The 15765-nt window shown below is 52.9% G+C and carries 29 protein-coding genes, 1 tRNA gene and 1 pseudogene; 28 read left to right on the top strand and 3 right to left on the bottom strand.

What is annotated here, in order from left to right; genetic code table 11:
- On the top strand, window positions 1–49 hold a 49-nt coding region (locus OOJ60_RS24925; protein ID WP_205612925.1), incomplete at its 5' end, for a DUF551 domain-containing protein.
- A gap of 77 nt (window positions 50–126) precedes the next feature.
- Here the strand turns inward: OOJ60_RS24925 and OOJ60_RS22415 are convergent.
- Complete coding sequence (locus tag OOJ60_RS22415; RefSeq protein WP_205612828.1) at window positions 127–351, bottom strand: hypothetical protein; 225 nt, start codon at window positions 349–351, stop codon at window positions 127–129.
- 72 nt (window positions 352–423) lie between these two features.
- Between OOJ60_RS22415 and OOJ60_RS22420 the strand changes: the two genes are divergently transcribed.
- The 19 genes and pseudogenes from OOJ60_RS22420 (at window position 424) to OOJ60_RS22510 (ending at window position 7887) form a co-directional block, all read left to right on the top strand.
- A complete protein-coding gene (locus OOJ60_RS22420) occupies window positions 424–558 on the top strand; it encodes a hypothetical protein (RefSeq protein WP_205612829.1) in 135 nt (44 codons plus the stop codon).
- Window positions 543–737, top strand: a complete 195-nt coding sequence (locus OOJ60_RS22425; protein ID WP_141227419.1) for a hypothetical protein — start codon at window positions 543–545, stop codon at window positions 735–737. Before OOJ60_RS22420 ends, OOJ60_RS22425 begins: the two co-directional genes overlap by 16 nt.
- A complete protein-coding gene (locus tag OOJ60_RS22430) occupies window positions 737–892 on the top strand; it encodes a hypothetical protein (protein WP_205612830.1) in 156 nt (51 codons plus the stop codon). Before OOJ60_RS22425 ends, OOJ60_RS22430 begins: the two co-directional genes overlap by 1 nt.
- Complete coding sequence (locus OOJ60_RS22435) at window positions 825–1013, top strand: hypothetical protein (protein ID WP_000613174.1); 189 nt, start codon at window positions 825–827, stop codon at window positions 1011–1013. Before OOJ60_RS22430 ends, OOJ60_RS22435 begins: the two co-directional genes overlap by 68 nt.
- Before the next feature lie 7 nt (window positions 1014–1020).
- Complete coding sequence (locus OOJ60_RS22440; protein ID WP_205612831.1) at window positions 1021–1716, top strand: Rad52/Rad22 family DNA repair protein; 696 nt, start codon at window positions 1021–1023, stop codon at window positions 1714–1716.
- Window positions 1717–2223, top strand: coding sequence for a single-stranded DNA-binding protein (ssb, locus tag OOJ60_RS22445; RefSeq protein ID WP_205612832.1), 507 nt, complete (start codon window positions 1717–1719; stop codon window positions 2221–2223).
- Between the two features lie 13 nt (window positions 2224–2236).
- Complete coding sequence (locus tag OOJ60_RS22450) at window positions 2237–2530, top strand: phage anti-RecBCD protein (RefSeq protein ID WP_205612833.1); 294 nt, start codon at window positions 2237–2239, stop codon at window positions 2528–2530.
- A 10-nt stretch (window positions 2531–2540) separates the two neighbouring features.
- Window positions 2541–2828, top strand: a complete 288-nt coding sequence (locus OOJ60_RS22455; protein WP_205612834.1) for a hypothetical protein — start codon at window positions 2541–2543, stop codon at window positions 2826–2828.
- A complete protein-coding gene (locus OOJ60_RS22460; protein WP_205612835.1) occupies window positions 2825–2995 on the top strand; it encodes a DUF2737 family protein in 171 nt (56 codons plus the stop codon). The genes OOJ60_RS22455 and OOJ60_RS22460 overlap by 4 nt, the downstream gene beginning before the upstream one ends.
- A complete protein-coding gene (locus OOJ60_RS22465; RefSeq protein WP_233470901.1) occupies window positions 2992–3426 on the top strand; it encodes a hypothetical protein in 435 nt (144 codons plus the stop codon). The genes OOJ60_RS22460 and OOJ60_RS22465 overlap by 4 nt, the downstream gene beginning before the upstream one ends.
- Window positions 3423–4022 (top strand): hypothetical protein, encoded by a 600-nt coding sequence (locus OOJ60_RS22470; protein ID WP_205612836.1) that lies wholly within the window; start codon window positions 3423–3425, stop codon window positions 4020–4022. The genes OOJ60_RS22465 and OOJ60_RS22470 overlap by 4 nt, the downstream gene beginning before the upstream one ends.
- Window positions 4019–4384, top strand: coding sequence for a hypothetical protein (locus OOJ60_RS22475; RefSeq protein WP_205612837.1), 366 nt, complete (start codon window positions 4019–4021; stop codon window positions 4382–4384). Before OOJ60_RS22470 ends, OOJ60_RS22475 begins: the two co-directional genes overlap by 4 nt.
- The gene (locus OOJ60_RS22480; protein WP_205612838.1) at window positions 4381–5025 is read left to right on the top strand and encodes a DUF551 domain-containing protein; all 645 of its coding nucleotides are present in this window, start codon (window positions 4381–4383) and stop codon (window positions 5023–5025) included. The genes OOJ60_RS22475 and OOJ60_RS22480 overlap by 4 nt, the downstream gene beginning before the upstream one ends.
- Window positions 5018–5245 carry a hypothetical protein gene (locus OOJ60_RS22485; RefSeq protein WP_205612839.1) on the top strand — a complete coding sequence of 76 codons (228 nt, stop codon included), beginning with the start codon at window positions 5018–5020 and terminating at the stop codon, window positions 5243–5245. Before OOJ60_RS22480 ends, OOJ60_RS22485 begins: the two co-directional genes overlap by 8 nt.
- Before the next feature lie 408 nt (window positions 5246–5653).
- Window positions 5654–5911: a DNA polymerase III subunit theta gene (locus OOJ60_RS22490; RefSeq protein WP_205612840.1), complete on the top strand. Its 258-nt coding sequence runs from the start codon at window positions 5654–5656 to the stop codon at window positions 5909–5911.
- 73 nt (window positions 5912–5984) lie between these two features.
- Window positions 5985–6287, top strand: a complete 303-nt coding sequence (locus tag OOJ60_RS22495) for a hypothetical protein (RefSeq protein WP_233470902.1) — start codon at window positions 5985–5987, stop codon at window positions 6285–6287.
- Between the two features lie 36 nt (window positions 6288–6323).
- Complete coding sequence (locus tag OOJ60_RS22500; RefSeq protein WP_205612841.1) at window positions 6324–6488, top strand: hypothetical protein; 165 nt, start codon at window positions 6324–6326, stop codon at window positions 6486–6488.
- An 8-nt stretch (window positions 6489–6496) separates the two neighbouring features.
- Window positions 6497–6592, top strand: a pseudogene (locus OOJ60_RS22505) (helix-turn-helix domain-containing protein); the annotation flags it as partial.
- Between the two features lie 131 nt (window positions 6593–6723).
- Entirely contained in the window at window positions 6724–7887 is a 1164-nt protein-coding gene (locus OOJ60_RS22510) for a tyrosine-type recombinase/integrase (RefSeq protein ID WP_205612842.1), read from the top strand.
- 18 nt (window positions 7888–7905) lie between these two features.
- Here OOJ60_RS22510 and OOJ60_RS22515 read toward each other — a convergent pair.
- Window positions 7906–7979 (bottom strand) — tRNA-Arg (locus OOJ60_RS22515).
- Window positions 7980–8220: 241 nt separating this feature from the next.
- Between OOJ60_RS22515 and folD the strand changes: the two genes are divergently transcribed.
- The 3 genes from folD (at window position 8221) to OOJ60_RS22530 (ending at window position 9945) form a co-directional block, all read left to right on the top strand.
- Window positions 8221–9087, top strand: coding sequence for a bifunctional methylenetetrahydrofolate dehydrogenase/methenyltetrahydrofolate cyclohydrolase FolD (gene folD / locus OOJ60_RS22520; RefSeq protein WP_042285739.1), 867 nt, complete (start codon window positions 8221–8223; stop codon window positions 9085–9087).
- A gap of 1 nt (window position 9088) precedes the next feature.
- Window positions 9089–9301, top strand: a complete 213-nt coding sequence (ybcJ, locus tag OOJ60_RS22525) for a ribosome-associated protein YbcJ (RefSeq protein WP_042285741.1) — start codon at window positions 9089–9091, stop codon at window positions 9299–9301.
- Between the two features lie 122 nt (window positions 9302–9423).
- On the top strand, window positions 9424–9945 hold the full coding sequence (locus OOJ60_RS22530) for a metal-dependent hydrolase (protein WP_205612843.1): 522 nt from the start codon (window positions 9424–9426) through the stop codon (window positions 9943–9945).
- A gap of 86 nt (window positions 9946–10031) precedes the next feature.
- Here the strand turns inward: OOJ60_RS22530 and cysS are convergent, their stop codons facing one another.
- Window positions 10032–11417 carry a cysteine--tRNA ligase gene (cysS, locus tag OOJ60_RS22535; protein ID WP_042285746.1) on the bottom strand — a complete coding sequence of 462 codons (1386 nt, stop codon included), beginning with the start codon at window positions 11415–11417 and terminating at the stop codon, window positions 10032–10034.
- A gap of 173 nt (window positions 11418–11590) precedes the next feature.
- Between cysS and ppiB the strand changes: the two genes are divergently transcribed.
- The 5 genes from ppiB to mnmH all read left to right on the top strand — a co-directional run bounded on the left by ppiB (window position 11591) and on the right by mnmH (window position 15669).
- Window positions 11591–12085, top strand: coding sequence for a peptidylprolyl isomerase B (gene ppiB / locus OOJ60_RS22540; RefSeq protein WP_012904905.1), 495 nt, complete (start codon window positions 11591–11593; stop codon window positions 12083–12085).
- Window positions 12086–12087: 2 nt separating this feature from the next.
- Window positions 12088–12810, top strand: a complete 723-nt coding sequence (gene lpxH, locus OOJ60_RS22545; RefSeq protein ID WP_060569032.1) for a UDP-2,3-diacylglucosamine diphosphatase — start codon at window positions 12088–12090, stop codon at window positions 12808–12810.
- Window positions 12811–12928: 118 nt separating this feature from the next.
- Window positions 12929–13438, top strand: a complete 510-nt coding sequence (purE, locus tag OOJ60_RS22550; protein ID WP_042285752.1) for a 5-(carboxyamino)imidazole ribonucleotide mutase — start codon at window positions 12929–12931, stop codon at window positions 13436–13438.
- Window positions 13435–14502, top strand: a complete 1068-nt coding sequence (gene purK, locus OOJ60_RS22555) for a 5-(carboxyamino)imidazole ribonucleotide synthase (RefSeq protein WP_042285754.1) — start codon at window positions 13435–13437, stop codon at window positions 14500–14502. Before purE ends, purK begins: the two co-directional genes overlap by 4 nt.
- A 96-nt stretch (window positions 14503–14598) precedes the next feature.
- Window positions 14599–15669 carry a tRNA 2-selenouridine(34) synthase MnmH gene (gene mnmH / locus OOJ60_RS22560; RefSeq protein ID WP_181821846.1) on the top strand — a complete coding sequence of 357 codons (1071 nt, stop codon included), beginning with the start codon at window positions 14599–14601 and terminating at the stop codon, window positions 15667–15669.
- The last annotated feature ends 96 nt before the right edge of the window (window positions 15670–15765 follow it).

The raw sequence follows: 15765 nt of genomic DNA on the forward strand, positions 1-15765 counted from the left end.
AGCCAGAGTTACCCACTGGATGCCATTACCTGAACCACCTAGCGAATAAGCACCTATAGCAGATTTACGAGTCTGCTATGTGAGCAATATCGCTCGTAACCGAATGAGGACGAAGACTCGTTCTGGTCATTGGAGAATCATCCCTTGATAGTCTTGCCGCTCTATATGGGCGGCTATTTTTTGCCTGGAGAAAATATGGAATACGAATTGATGCGTGTTGTTGAATTCCTTTCTGAGAACTGGAGTAGGTGGGAAACCTTCTGTGAACAGAATGGTGATGATGCCGATGAGATTTTCAGTGAAATCGGCGGGGAAGATTGAGTAATAGCCGCCACCGTGCGGCTTTTTCATACCCGCATCTGAGTGAGCATTTATTCAAGTGCTCAGTCGTAATGCAAATCACACAACAAAAGGAATCCCACCATGATGCATTTATCGCTATCGGGTGGCGGCATCATGTCCGCCTACTACCCGGCTGAATCAGAATTATCAAAACGTGTTCGTCGTCTTATTCGCGCTGTTCGTAAGCACCTGGAGGCGTTATGCAAAACACATTAACCGTTATTCGCCAGTGCGTGACTCCGGGGATGTTAGTTATGCACCACGGAAAGCCATGGAGAGCAGCAGTTAACAAAGACGGCAAGTTGCACATCCACACGCTGACCGAAGCTAAGCCACTTAAGGACCTTCTGGTAGATATCGTGCTTAACCATAAAAACGAGCCGGAGATTATCTAGTGAGCATTGCAGACACCTGGTCAGACGATGCGTTTATTCGCCTTATGAAAGACATGCTCAATCAGCAGAAAGAACAGGAGAACGATGATGATTCCTACAGACCTAGCCAGAACTCCAGAATTGAGCAGGATAAAGCGTCAGTATCACCTGACTGAGGCAATGTACTGGCGTAAGGCCGGTGATAAGTCGATGAAGTCCTTCTGTCTTGATATGGCTCGTCGTGAGCGAATGAATAAAGGCGAGTTTCTGGCTAATCCTTCCGAACTCCCATTCTGAGGTGTTTATGAATTTGAATGATTTTGATGCGCCATTCGCTGCTGACGATATTGAATGGCGCATCCAACAAAGCGGTAAAACGCGAGATGGTAAAGTCTGGGCAATGGTGCTCGCGTATGTGACCAACAGGGCAATTATGAAGCGCCTTGATGATGTATGCGGAAAGGCTGGCTGGCGTAACGAATATCGTGATATCCCGAACAACGGCGGTGTTGAATGTGGCATATCTATCAAGATTGATTCCGAATGGGTAACAAAATGGGATGCCGCTGAAAATACACAGGTGGAAGCTGTTAAAGGTGGTCGCTCAGGTGCAATGAAGCGCGCAGCTGTTCAATGGGGGATAGGGCGCTACCTATACAACCTGGAAGAAGGATTTGCTCAAACATCGACAGACAAGAAACAGGGGTGGAACAGAGCAAAGCTCAAGGATGGTACGGCGTTTTTCTGGATTCCTCCTTCCCTGCCTTCGTGGGCAATTCCAGAAGGCGACAAGAGCACCGATAGCACTGAATCAGATGGTGTGGATGTTGAGAAAATACTGCTGAACTTCACTGAGTATGCAACCACCGAGACTGACAAAAAGAAATTAATTGAGCGATATCAGCATGACTGGCAATTACTGGCTGGTAATGAGGATGCGCAGAATAGATGCGTTCAGGTAATGAACGTAAGGGTCAATGAGCTAAAACAGGCGGCATAAATGGCTAGTAGAGGTGTAAATAAGGCGATCATTATCGGTCGTTTAGGTCAGGATCCGGAAGTGCGCTATGCACCTTCTGGTGCAGCGTTCGCAAATATCACTGTTGCAACATCAGAACAGTGGCGTGATAAGCAGACTGGCGAGCAGAAAGAGCAGACGGAATGGCACCGCGTGGTTATTAGCGGAAAGTTAGCGGAAATTGCAGGTGAATACCTACGGAAAGGTTCAGAAGTATACCTTGAAGGAAAGTTACGAACTCGAAAATGGACAGATCAGTCAGGTGTTGAAAAATACACTACTGAGGTGCTCGTTGGGGTAGGTGGAGTAATGCAGATGCTTGGTGGAAAACAGGAATCAGACCGTCAAGCAAACAATAAGCAGCCTCAAGGACGACAACAGCATTCAGCACCGACACAACATAGCGAACCACCCATGGATTTCGACGACGATATACCCTTTGCGCCTGTAACTCTCCCCTTCCCTCGCCACGCTATTTACGCAATTTAATCAGGAGTCACAAATGCCAGTACCTCTATACGGGGCGGATGATCCGCGCCGGTTATCTGGTAATTCCGTATCGGAGGTGCTGGATAACTTCAGAAAGAACTACGACCTGATTATGGCTATGCCGCAGGAAACGAAAGCCGAAAAGGACATTCGCCATCTTATCTGGCTTGCGGAAAAAGAAGAACGCGAAGCCATCTACCAGACATCAATCCGTCCGTTCCGCAAACCACTAGAGAAATTCAAAGAGTCCATCGACCCACGCATGGTTGTTCGTTATGGACGCTACGGCAACAGACGAGACGACTGAGGAATTCATCATGAAACTGAACATCGACTTAGGTAAGTACGTTATTACCGGAACAAAGCATGACCTCATTCTCAGTGAGAAGAAGAAAGTAACCGATGAGAAAAGTAAAAACTTTGGTAATGAGGTGCTTGTCCGTTGTGGTTACTACAGCAAGTTTGAGCATCTGGTTAAAGAACTCTGCCATCGTGAAATCCTGGCATCAGAAGCACAATCATTTCAGGCGTTACAGAAGCATATAGAAACACTTGGCCTTTCTCTCAGCAAAGCGGTAAACGACTTTATGGAGAGTAAATCATGATAGGCAACACATATGACCCAGGTATTTCACCTCACGAATTAATAGCCAGACACAAATTCAAGCCAATGCCAGATAAGCAGGAGTTACTCAAGCGTGACTCTTTCGATACGAAAACACGACTACAGAACAACAAGTGGCTGAATGCGATGCTGAGAGGTGATAAATGAAACCGAGTTATGAAGAACTGGAAGCGAAGTGTAATGCTCTGGCTGCGGAGAATGCAGGGCTGAAGGCTTCGATACCTCAGCAACGAAATGTTGAATTCGATAACGACAGCATGGATGACATATCACTAGCTGAAGATGTTAGGTTTAACGATGCCATTGAGCGAATGAAAATTAACATGAGCAAAACCCCAGCGACCGATGCTTTCCTGGCTGAGGTGCGGGCCAGCACCATGCCAGATGAAGCAACTGAGCGCGATTTATTCGAAGAATGGGTGATGGAGAATGTTTGCGTCTCTAAATCCACTCTTGAAGGCCTGCGCACAGATGTAGGTTACCGAAACTCGACTCTCTCAGGAATGGATTACAACGGCATGTGGTTACAGTGGAAGGCGGTTCGTGCGGGCCAGCTTCGCAAAGGAGTGCAGTCATGAGCAACAACATTCAAGTGCTGAAAGCTTACTACGTGCAGGGCGATGAGTACGGGGTTATCCGATTTGCTAAAAGCAACGTGGTCGCTCGCCGTGAAGGTGCGAACGAGCTGGAAGAGGAGTTCAACTGCGTATCGTGTAAGCGCATGCCCGGAGCTGATAAATACGCAGAAATTGGTAGTGTCCCACATCGCGTTCTGGTTGAAGAGTTTGGCTTTTGGCAAGAGTGCGCCTATTGCAGTTGCCACGTTGATGAGGAGAAAGAAGGCCGCGTATGGGATGGCGATTCTGTGTATTGCGATATGGAGTGCGAGGCGCGATGGATTAATCATCGCCTTGATTGCGAAGCGGAACGAAAACGTACTCATGAGGCAGAGCAGGCAGCCATTGCGGAAGCGGAAGCAAAGTTCCCTGGAATTACAGACGTCACGGCCTACATCGGTTACAAGAAAGACATCACGGTTTATTTTAGATTTCCTGGTGGATTAGCAAAGGCATCATGGACTGTTGGAGAGAATCATGTGGGTACCAGCCGTGATGATGGAGAGGCGTTTAAGGCGTACATCAATTCAGTTCGCCAAGCGGAGGCCGCCCAATGAGCAACATCGACAAACAGGCTCGCGAAGTACAGCGCTACTCAAACTTTGGTGTCGACATGATGGAATGGGCTGACGGTGGATACGTCAAACACTCTGATTATCTGGCGCTGCTGGATGAGCTGGACAGCGCCAATGGCTACGCCAGTGCATACGAGGCTGAAAAATGGCATTACCACGGACTGGCTGAGTCTGAGGGTGAGCGGGCAGATCGGGCAGAAAAGCAAGTGGAAGAATTAACGATGTTGGTTAAACGCCTGGCTCATTCGCTCAGAAACGCCAGACCAGACAGCAAGTTACATAGTGATGCAATGGACTATCTGAGCCGTAAAGGGCTAATCAGCGTGGAGGATGTATTGCGATGAAGGCATTTACCAGAGAACGCCTGCTCAAAATTCAGCAGTGGCGCGAAACATACGGACCAGGTAGCAATGTCGTGTTGCCAGCAGAAGAAGCGGAGGAGCTTGCGCGTATCGCGCTGGCATCGCTCGAAGCTGATCCTGTTCTTTACGCGGCAGAGGAAACGCTTGCTTACGCTAAGCATGGTGAGCTTCACCTGACCTGTTTATCTGAACCAATGGGGGATGCGGTTATTCCGCTATACACCGCCCCGCCAGCGCCTGTAGTGCCTGATGAAGTTAATCTGGCGATAGAGAACCTCAAGAAGAAGCTGGTTGATTGTAATCGCTACAACTATTGCTCAGATGCCGTAAAACGTGTTGAGGATTCCTTCCGCGCCGCCATGCTTCAGGGTGCCGAACCTGTAAGTAATCGTGATGAGTTGCCAGGTGGTTGGGTGGCTTGCAGTGAGCGCATGCCGGAACGCGATGTTGATGTACAGGTTTACTGCGCTGACAAGAAAGAGCAGATGGTTGGCTACATGGAGCGCAATGAAGCAGAGGGATGGTTTAGATTTGCATCGCTTCCGAATGGTGGTGGCGTTTATTGCAAACCAACTCACTGGATGCCACTGCCAGCAGCACCGCAGGAGGTGAAAAGTGAGTAAAGCAGAATTGCTTCAGAAGATACATTCGCTCGCCACTGAATGCCATGCGCTGGCCTGTGAGCTTGATATTGGCGATGAGCGTACCGAAATGTTCGAAATCTACGGCGTACTGCACAATCTCGGTCGCCGCGGCTATGCCAGCCATGTGGGGCGCCGCATGAATCCGCTTCTGACTAATTGCGATGATGACGAAGATGATTGGGATGAGGATGACGATTAATGCCACCAGTAAAAGTAGTTATCGTCACCGTTATCATGATTGCCATCTGCCAGCTTATTGCTGACTCTGATATGGGGATTTGGTAATGGCTAAGACCCCAGCAGAGCGTAAAGCTGCGCATATAAGTGATGTTATACAAAGATAAACGTATAAGGCCATGCTACTGTATGGCCTTCGCTTTTTTGTGTGGAGGTTTTTATGACATGTAAGGTATGTGAAAAACAGCCCAGAGGGCGCCGTCACCACCCTCTAGAATGCATGGAGTATATCCCTGAAGAGCAAGGCGAGTACATGAGTCTGAATGGCCGTGCTACCCAGGAAAGCTACTATGTTTGTAGAGAGTGCGGACATAAATGGATGCATGAAACTGGAAATTGCGGCATGGGATGGCAACCTTAAGGTTAATTTATGTCAAGGTTCAACATAGCAGCAAAGAGCCAGGAAGATCGTGACAAGGTTAATGTTGACCTTGCCGCTTCTGGCGTTGCGTACAAAGAGCGCCTGAACATGCCTGTTATCGCTGAGCAGGTGGCGAGAGAACAGCCTGAGCACCTGCGCGAGTATTTCATGGAAAGAGTCCGATACTATCGGGAGCAGTCGTTAAGTCTGCCAAAGGCAAGCGACCCGCGATATATCGAGATGGCTGAGCAGAACGCCAAGAAGTAAGCACTTGAAGAAACACGAACCCGCCGAGTGCGGGTTTTCTTTTATCTGAACTCGCTACGGCGGGTTTTGTTTTATGGAGCGAATGATGGAATGCAGAACTCTTGGCTTTATGAAATACCAGCCTTCACCAGAAGACCTGTGCTCATTATGTGGAGGTAATTTTGGCAAGGCAGCCATGATTGAAGGAAAGGATAAAATTCATATCTGCATGGAGTGTGTTGAACTTCTGGGAGCAATAAAGAAGGAACGCGACGATAAGAAACGAAATGAAGCCATCCATGCCATTGCCGAGTTATGTCGAAACTCAGCAAGCAATAGTCACTCAGCAGAGCTTATCTACGACGCTATCAAGTCAAGAAAAATCATAATCGACTAGACCGCCGCAATGGCGGTTTTTTATTGGAGATAGATAATGAATCGTGAAGAAGCTATCAACAAACTCAAGATTCTGCAGGAGATGAGAGATAAGGAAATCGCCCATTGCAGTGCCGATGACGTGATCTGCGATCTCTTAAAAGCGCTCGGCTATGAAGATGTCGTAAAGGAGTATGACGTTATCGATAAGTGGTATGCATAGGAGTAACCATGGAATCACACAGCATCACACTCGATGAGGCCTGTGCATTTCTCAAGATATCCAGACCTACCGCCACCAACTGGATTCGCACAGGCCGACTACAGGCAACACGTAAAGACCCCACCAAACCCAAATCCCCTTACCTCACCACACGACAAGCCTGCATTGCGGCGCTTCAGTCTCCGATGCATACTGTCGGCGTGAGCGCGGGTGATGGCATTAGAGAGGAAAGAAAATGTCACTCTTCCGCAGAGGTGAAATATGGTACGCCTCGTACTCGCTCCCGGGCGGGAAGCGAATTAAGGAGTCTCTTGGCACAACGGACAAGCGGCAAGCACAGGAGTTGCACGACAAACGAAAGGCTGAACTCTGGCGAGTAGACAGGCTCGGCGACTTTCCCGATGTGACTTTTGAAGAAGCTTGCTTACGATGGATTGAGGAGAAATCAGATAAGAAGTCGCTCGATACTGACAAAGGCCGGATGGGATTCTGGCTTGAGCATTTTGAAGGGGTCAGGTTAAAGGACATTACCGAGGCGAGGATTTACTCGGCGGTTAGCAGGATGCATAACCGAAGCAATCTGGAGATATGGAAATCACGAGTAGAAGCAGCAAGGAAGAAAGGTAAGCCTGACCCTGTTTATGTAGCCAAGCCGGTAACCACTTCCACCAAGGCGAAGCACCTTGCGTTGATGAAAGCCATTCTTAGAGCAGCGGAACGCGACTGGAAGTGGCTGGAGAAAGCGCCAGTCATCAAGATACCAACCGTCAGGAATAAGCGTGTCAGATGGCTGGAGAAAGATGAAGCAAAGCGCTTAATTGATGAGTGTCCGGAGCCGTTAAAGTCTGTCGTAAAGTTCGCGCTGGCAACAGGTTTACGGCGTTCGAACATCATCAATCTGGAGTGGCAGCAGATAGACATGCAGCGTCGGGTGGCGTGGGTTAATCCGGAAGACAGCAAATCAAACAGAGCTATTGGCGTAGCGCTGAATGATACCGCATGTAAGGTTCTGCGTGACCAGATAGGCAATCATCATAAATTTGTGTTCGTACACACAAAGGCAGGAAGAAGGCCTGATGGCTCTGTCACTCCGGCAGTCAGGAAAATGAGAGTCGACGATGGTCGGGCGTGGAAATCAGCTTGCAAACGTGCAGGGATAGAAGATTTCCGGTTCCATGACCTGAGACATACATGGGCAAGCTGGTTGATACAGTCAGGCGTTCCGTTGTCGGTACTACAGGAAATGGGAGGATGGGAGTCTATAGAAATGGTACGCCGGTATGCTCATCTTGCACCTAATCATTTGACCGAACACGCGAAGCAAATTGACTCGATTTTTAACGATGATGTCCCAAATATGTCCCATGAAGGAAATTTAGAGGCAGGAGGAAATGGTTAACTTATTGATAATTAAGAGCGCCCCCTGCAGGATTCGAACCTGCGACCGACGGCTTAGAAGGCCGTTGCTCTATCCAGCTGAGCTAAGGGAGCATCGAGAGAAAACAAACTGACATAAAACTGCCCGGTATTATACGTTCACCACTCTGGTGGTCAATGGCTTTCCTTTCAACTGCTTGAGTTATGAGCATAACCGCCGCCGTTCACCTCAAGAGTGGCCTGATTCCTGTCAAAAACTGCCGCGACCGTAAGCGGCGACTGACAACCGTCCTCACTTCTGACAAAATAGCCGCATCCCCTTCGACGTGAAATTACAGATGGAATCCTCTCTCTGATGGCAGCAAAGATTATTGACGGTAAAACGATTGCGCAGCAGGTGCGCTCTGAGGTTGCTCAAAAAGTTCAGGCGCGCGTGGCGGCCGGACTGCGGGCGCCAGGACTGGCGGTTGTGCTGGTAGGCAGTAACCCGGCTTCGCAGATTTATGTCGCAAGCAAACGTAAGGCCTGTGACGAAGTGGGATTCGTCTCCCGCTCCTATGACCTGCCGGAAACCACCAGCGAGGCGGAGTTACTGGAACTGATCGATACGCTGAATGCCGATAACACCATTGACGGTATTCTGGTGCAATTGCCGCTTCCGGCGGGTATCGATAACGTTAAAGTGCTGGAGCGTATCGATCCGGACAAAGACGTGGATGGTTTTCACCCTTACAACGTTGGTCGTCTGTGCCAGCGCGCGCCGCGTCTGCGCCCCTGTACGCCCCGCGGCATCGTTACCCTGCTTGAACGCTACAATATCGACCTTTATGGCCTGAACGCCGTCGTGATTGGCGCATCCAACATCGTGGGCCGCCCGATGAGCATGGAGCTGCTGCTGGCCGGTTGCACGACCACGGTGACGCATCGCTTTACCAAAAATCTGCGCCATCATGTCGAAAATGCCGATCTGCTGGTCGTCGCGGTCGGTAAACCGGGCTTTATTCCCGGTGAGTGGATCAAAGAAGGCGCCATCGTGGTTGATGTCGGCATTAACCGTCTGGAAAATGGCAAGGTGGTTGGCGACGTCGTTTTTGACGACGCGTCCGCGCGCGCATCTTACATTACCCCCGTGCCGGGCGGCGTTGGCCCAATGACCGTCGCCACTCTTATCGAAAACACGCTTCAGGCGTGTGTTGAATATCACGACCCACAGGATAACTAACATGGCGACATTTTCTTTAGGCAAGCATTCTCACGTTGAACTGTGTGATTTGCTGAAACTGGAAGGCTGGAGCGAAAGCGGCGCCCAGGCGAAAATGGCCATTGCGGAAGGACAGGTCAACGTTGACGGCGCGGTGGAAACCCGCAAACGCTGCAAAATCGTTGCCGGTCAAACCGTCAGCTATGCCGGTCAGAGCGTCACCGTCGTCGCCTGATGCCCTTTGCCGGACAGCGGTCTTCGCACCCTGTCCGGCGATGCTCCCCTTCCCGTCGAGTGACTTCATCATCCCTTCACAGTGCGTTGCGAACATAGCGTTTTTTCATACGAAGCGAAAATATGCCAACGATTCTCACCCACGCGGCTGTCCCGCTCTGCCTCGGCTTAGGGCTGGGCACAAAAGTCATTCCCCCCCGTTTGCTGCTCGCCGGCATCGCGCTGGCGATGGTGCCGGACATGGATGTGCTCTCCTTTAAACTCGGCGTGGCCTACGGCAACGCGTTCGGCCATCGCGGCTTTACCCATTCGCTGCTGTTTGCTTTTGTGGTGCCGATACTGTGCGTGCTCATCGGTCGACGATGGTTGAAAGCCAGCCTGACGCGCTGCTGGCTGTTTCTTACGGTATCACTGCTGTCACACAGTTTACTGGATTCGATCACTACCGGCGGCAAAGGTGTCGGCTGGCTGTGGCCGTGGTCGGATGAACGCTTTTTTGCGCCGTGGCAGGTGATTAAGGTCGCGCCGTTCGCGCTATCGCGCTATGCCACGCCGTATGGCCATCAGGTGATATTCTCGGAACTGCTGTGGGTGTGGTTACCGGGGCTGATGCTAATGGGGATGTTGTGGTGGAAACGGCGATAAAAAGCCGGATAGCGACGCGTTACGTCTTATCCGGCCTGTAAATAACCTCAACCCGACAAGCGTAAACGCCGCCGGGGATCTCCGTCTTACTTGCGACGCCAGGTGGTTCCCTGCGGTCCGTCTTCCAGGACGATACCCATTTCGTTCAGACGATCGCGCGCCGCATCCGCCGCCGCCCAGTCTTTCGCTTTACGGGCATCCAGACGCTGCTGGATCAACGCTTCGATTTGGGCTACTTCGCCGTCATCCGCCTGCGCGCCGCTTTGCAGGAACGCTTCCGGCTCCTGCTCCAGCAGACCGAGCACAGCAGAAATTTTACGCAGATGCGACGCCATCGCGTTCGCGGCTGCCATATCTTCCCCTTTCAGACGGTTCACTTCGCGCGCCATGTCGAACAGCACCGAATAGGCTTCCGGCGTATTGAAGTCGTCGTTCATCGCCTCAATGAAGCGCGTTTCAAAGGCCTCGCCACCGGCAGGAGCGACGGTTTTATCCGTTCCGCGCAGCGCGGTGTACAGCCGCTCCAGCGCCGAACGCGCCTGCTTAAGGTTCTCTTCGCTGTAGTTCAGCTGGCTGCGGTAGTGACCGGACATCAGGAAGTAGCGCACCGTTTCCGCATCGTAGTATTTCAACACGTCGCGCACGGTGAAGAAATTGCCCAGCGATTTAGACATCTTTTCGCGATCGACCATCACCATGCCGGAGTGCATCCAGTAGTTCACGTATTCGCCGTCGTGCGCACAGGTGGACTGCGCGATTTCGTTTTCATGATGCGGGAACATCAGATCCGAACCGCCGCCGTGAATATCAAAATGATTACCCAGCTGTTTGCAGTTCATGGCCGAGCATTCAATATGCCAGCCAGGACGGCCTGCGCCCCACGGCGACGGCCAGCTCGGTTCGCCCTCTTTGGACATCTTCCACAGCACGAAGTCCATCGGGTTGCGTTTGACGTCAACCACGTCCACGCGCGCCCCGGCCTGCAACTGATCCAGATCCTGACGAGACAGCAGACCGTAGTTTGGGTCAGTCGGCACGTCGAACATCACGTCACCGTTGTCTGCGACGTAAGCGTGGCCTTTGGCGATCAGTTGCTCGGTGATCTCAATGATCTCGGCGATATGATGCGTCGCGCGTGGCTCCATGTCCGGGCGCAGAATATTCAGCGCATCAAAATCTTTGTGCATTTCCGCGATCATGCGATCGACAAGCGCCACGAAGCTTTCACCGTTTTCATTAGCGCGTTTGATGATTTTGTCGTCGATATCAGTAATGTTGCGTACGTATTTCAGCGTGTAGCCCAGAAAACGCAGGTAACGCGCCACCACATCGAACGCGACGAAAGTACGGCCATGTCCGATATGACAGAGATCGTAAACGGTAATACCACACACGTACATGCCGACTTCCCCGGCATGAATAGGTTTGAATTCCTCTTTTTGGCGCGTCAGTGTATTAAAAATTTTTAACATTGAAGGTTCCGTGTAAGACGTGTGTGGATCGTAAAGTCCGTATAATACCCATAATTCGGCATGGGATCAGCACACTTTGCAAGGTGATCACAGCCTGCGCTTATGCTATAACACACCCCTTACTCTGACCCTCATCGGGTTAAAGCACTTCTCTATCGGAACAGGATGCAAAAATGGTTACTTTCCACACTAATCACGGCGATATCGTAATCAAAACGTTTGATGATAAAGCGCCTGAAACAGTTAAAAACTTCCTGGACTACTGCCGCGAAGGTTTTTACAACAACACCATTTTCCACCGTGTGATTAACGGTTTCATGATTCAGGGCGGCGGTTTCGAACCTGGCATGAAGCAGAAAGCAACGAAAGAAGCGATCAAAAACGAAGCCAACAACGGTCTGAAAAACACCCGCGGTACGCTGGCGATGGCCCGTACTCAGGCTCCGCACTCTGCAACCGCGCAGTTCTTCATCAACGTCGTCGACAACGACTTCCTGAACTTCTCCGGCGAAAGCATGCAGGGCTGGGGTTACTGCGTATTTGCCGAGGTCGTTGAAGGCATGGACGTTGTGGATAAAATCAAAGGCGTCGCGACCGGTCGCAGCGGTATGCACCAGGACGTACCAAAAGAAGACGTGATCATCGAAAACGTGACCGTTAGCGAGTAATCGTGGCGACACTGTTTATTGCAGATCTTCATCTCTGCACGGAAGAACCGGCGATCACCGCCGGTTTTCTGCGTTTTTTAGCCGGAGAGGCCCGTCAGGCCGACGCGCTGTATATCCTCGGCGATCTGTTTGAAGCCTGGATCGGCGACGACGACCCTCTGCCTCTGCACCGGCAAATCGCGGCGGCAATCAAGGCGGTGGTTGACGCGGGCGTTCCTTGCTTCTTTATTCACGGCAACCGGGACTTTCTGCTTGGGAAACGCTTCGCGCGTGAAAGCGGAATGATCCTTTTGCCGCAGGAAAAGGTGCTCACGCTGTATGGCCGCCGGATACTGATTATGCATGGCGATACGCTGTGTACTGACGACCACGGTTATCAGGCGTTTCGCGCAAAAGTTCATCAGCGCTGGCTGCAAACGCTGTTTCTCGCCCTGCCGTTGTTTATTCGCAAACGGGTAGCCGCGAAAATGCGCGCGGGCAGCAAAGCCGCCAACAGCAGCAAATCGCTGGCCATCATGGACGTTAATCAAGATGCCGTTGTGGCCGGGATGGAAAAACATCAGGTGCAGTGGCTGATCCACGGGCACACCCACCGCCCGGACGTGCATACCCTTACCGCTAACGGCCAACCCGCGTTCCGCGTGGTGTTGGGCGCCTGGCACAGCGAAGGGTCGATGGTAAAAGTGACGCCGACAGACGTTAAACTGATCTCTTTCCCGTTTTAAATCTCCCCGCGAATTGCCAGCCTCATAAGTGACGCAACCGTTTTCCTTGGCGTATTTACATGCTATTCTCTGTGGCCTCAAAAGCAGCGTGTCCCGCACCACAGGAGTTTTCAGACGCATGTCTTCCCGCAATAACCCGGCGCGAGTCGCCATCGTGATGGGGTCCAAAAGCGACTGGGCTACCATGCAGTTCGCCGCCGAAATCTTCGATATTCTGAACGTCCCACACCACGTTGAGGTTGTCTCTGCGCACCGCACCCCCGATAAACTGTTCAGCTTCGCCGAAAGTGCGGAAGAACACGGCTATCAGGTGATTATCGCCGGCGCCGGCGGCGCGGCGCATCTGCCAGGCATGATTGCGGCGAAAACGCTGGTGCCGGTGCTGGGCGTTCCGGTACAAAGCGCAGCGCTGAGCGGCGTCGACAGCCTCTACTCCATCGTGCAAATGCCGCGCGGCATTCCGGTGGGCACGCTGGCGATAGGTAAAGCCGGCGCGGCAAACGCAGCGCTGTTGGCCGCCCAAATTCTGGCAACGCACGACGACGCGTTACGTCAGCGTTTGCACGACTGGCGCAAGGCGCAGACGGACGACGTCCTTGAGAATCCGGACCCGCGAGGTACGGCATGAAACAGGTCTGCGTACTGGGCAACGGTCAGTTAGGTCGAATGCTGCGTCAGGCCGGTGAACCGCTGGGTATCGCCGTCTGGCCGGTTGGGCTGGACGCGGAACCTGCCGCCGTCCCTTTTCAACAAAGCGTTATCACCGCAGAAATTGAGCGCTGGCCGGAAACGGCGCTGACCCGTGAACTGGCGCGTCATCCCGCGTTCGTCAACCGCGACGTCTTCCCGATTATTGCCGACCGCCTGACGCAAAAGCAGCTTTTTGACACGCTCAACCTGGCGACCGCGCCGTGGCAATTGCTGGCCGATAAAAAGGAATGGCCCGCGGTGTTTGAACGGCTGGGTGAACTGGCGATCGTGAAACGTCGCGTCGGCGGCTACGACGGCCGCGGCCAGTGGCGACTGCGCGCGACGGAAACCGACCAGCTTCCGGCCGACTGCTACGGCGAATGCATCGTTGAACAGGGCATCAACTTTTCCGCTGAAGTGTCGCTGGTTGGCGCTCGCGCCTTCGACGGCAGTACGGTGTTTTACCCGTTAACGCGCAACCTGCATCAGGACGGAATTCTGCGTACCAGCGTCGCTTTTCCCCAGGCCAATGCGAAACAACAGGCACAGGCCGAAGCGATGCTCTCCGCCATTATGCAGGAGCTGAACTACGTCGGCGTAATGGCGATGGAGTGTTTTGTCACGCCGGACGGCCTGTTGATTAACGAACTGGCGCCGCGCGTGCATAACAGCGGTCACTGGACGCAAAACGGCGCCAGCATCAGCCAGTTCGAGTTGCATTTGCGGGCCATTACCGGCCTGCCGATGCCAGCGCCGGTGGTAAACAGCCCGTCGGTGATGGTGAATCTGATTGGCAGCGAGCTGAATGCTGACTGGCTGAAGCTGCCGCTCGTGCACCTGCACTGGTATGACAAAGAGGTGCGTCCGGGGCGTAAAGTTGGCCACCTGAACCTGACCGACAGCGACACCGCGCGCCTGAGCGCAACGCTTGAAGCCCTCGCGCCGCTGCTTCCGCCGGAATACGCCAGCGGTATCGTCTGGGCGCAAAGCCAGCTCAACTAACACATTTAGTGCCAGGGGAAGGAAGTTTCCTTCCCCGTTTCCCCTCTACGCGCGTAAAATCCCCCCATTGCTGTTTTTGTCTTTTCAGGATTTCACATGAACGATGGAACGGACTATCGGGCGATCCTCGCCGCTGATACGCCCTTAATCGATGTCCGCGCGCCGGTTGAATTTCAGCAAGGCGCAATGCCCGGCGCGATCAATTTGCCCTTGATGGATGATGACGAGCGCGCCGCCGTCGGCACCTGTTACAAACGCCAGGGGCCGGACGCTGCGCTGGCGCTGGGTCATCAACGGGTCTGCGGCGAGAAACGCCAGCAGCGAATTGACGCCTGGCGCGCGGCCTGCGAAAAATACCCGCACGGCTATCTCTGCTGCGCGCGCGGCGGCCAGCGTTCGCATATTACTCAACAGTGGCTGCGCGAGGCGGGCGTCGAGTACCCGCTGATCAAAGGCGGCTACAAAGCGCTACGCCAGGCGGCGATACACATTACGGAAGAACAGGTCCAGAAACCGATGGTGCTTGTCGGCGGCTGCACAGGCAATGGCAAAACGCAGCTGGTCCAGCAGCGGCCTGATGGGGTCGATCTTGAAGGGCTCGCCCATCATCGCGGCTCCTCGTTTGGCCGCACGCTGGAACCGCAGCTCAGCCAGGCGAGTTTTGAAAACCTGCTGGCGGTGACGTTACTGCAAAAACAGGCGTCACGCTGGGTGCTGGAAGATGAAGGCCGGATGATCGGCTCAAACCATCTGCCGGAATGTCTGCGCCTCAGGATGACTCAGGCGAGCATCGCCGTGGTGGACGATCCGTTCGAACGCCGTCTTGAACGGTTGCGCGACGAGTATTTTATCCGTATGCACCATGATTTCACCCACGCATACGGGGACGAACAGGGCTGGCAGGAATATGGCGAGTATCTGCATCACGGGCTTTTCGCTATTCGCCGCCGTCTGGGTTTGCAACGCTTTGCCGAACTGACCGCAAAGCTTGACACCGCGCTGACGGAACAGCGTCGTACCGGTAGCACCGACGCCCATTTCAACTGGCTGGTGCCGCTGCTGGAAGAATATTACGACCCGATGTACCGCTATCAACTGGAGAAAAAAGCCGACAAGATTGTCTTTCGCGGGACGTTTGAAGAGGTGGCGGACTGGCTGCGCCATTAAAAGAGCCGGGCGGCGTTTTCGCCTTACCCGGCGCGCACAGTGCGGCGACACAGGCCGGATAAGACGCCACGCGTCGCTCTCCGGCACTGGCGCCGA

Source organism: Citrobacter sp. R4 (genome assembly GCF_026719175.1).
In the GTDB taxonomy this organism is placed as follows: Bacteria; Pseudomonadota; Gammaproteobacteria; order Enterobacterales; family Enterobacteriaceae; genus Citrobacter_A; species Citrobacter_A sedlakii.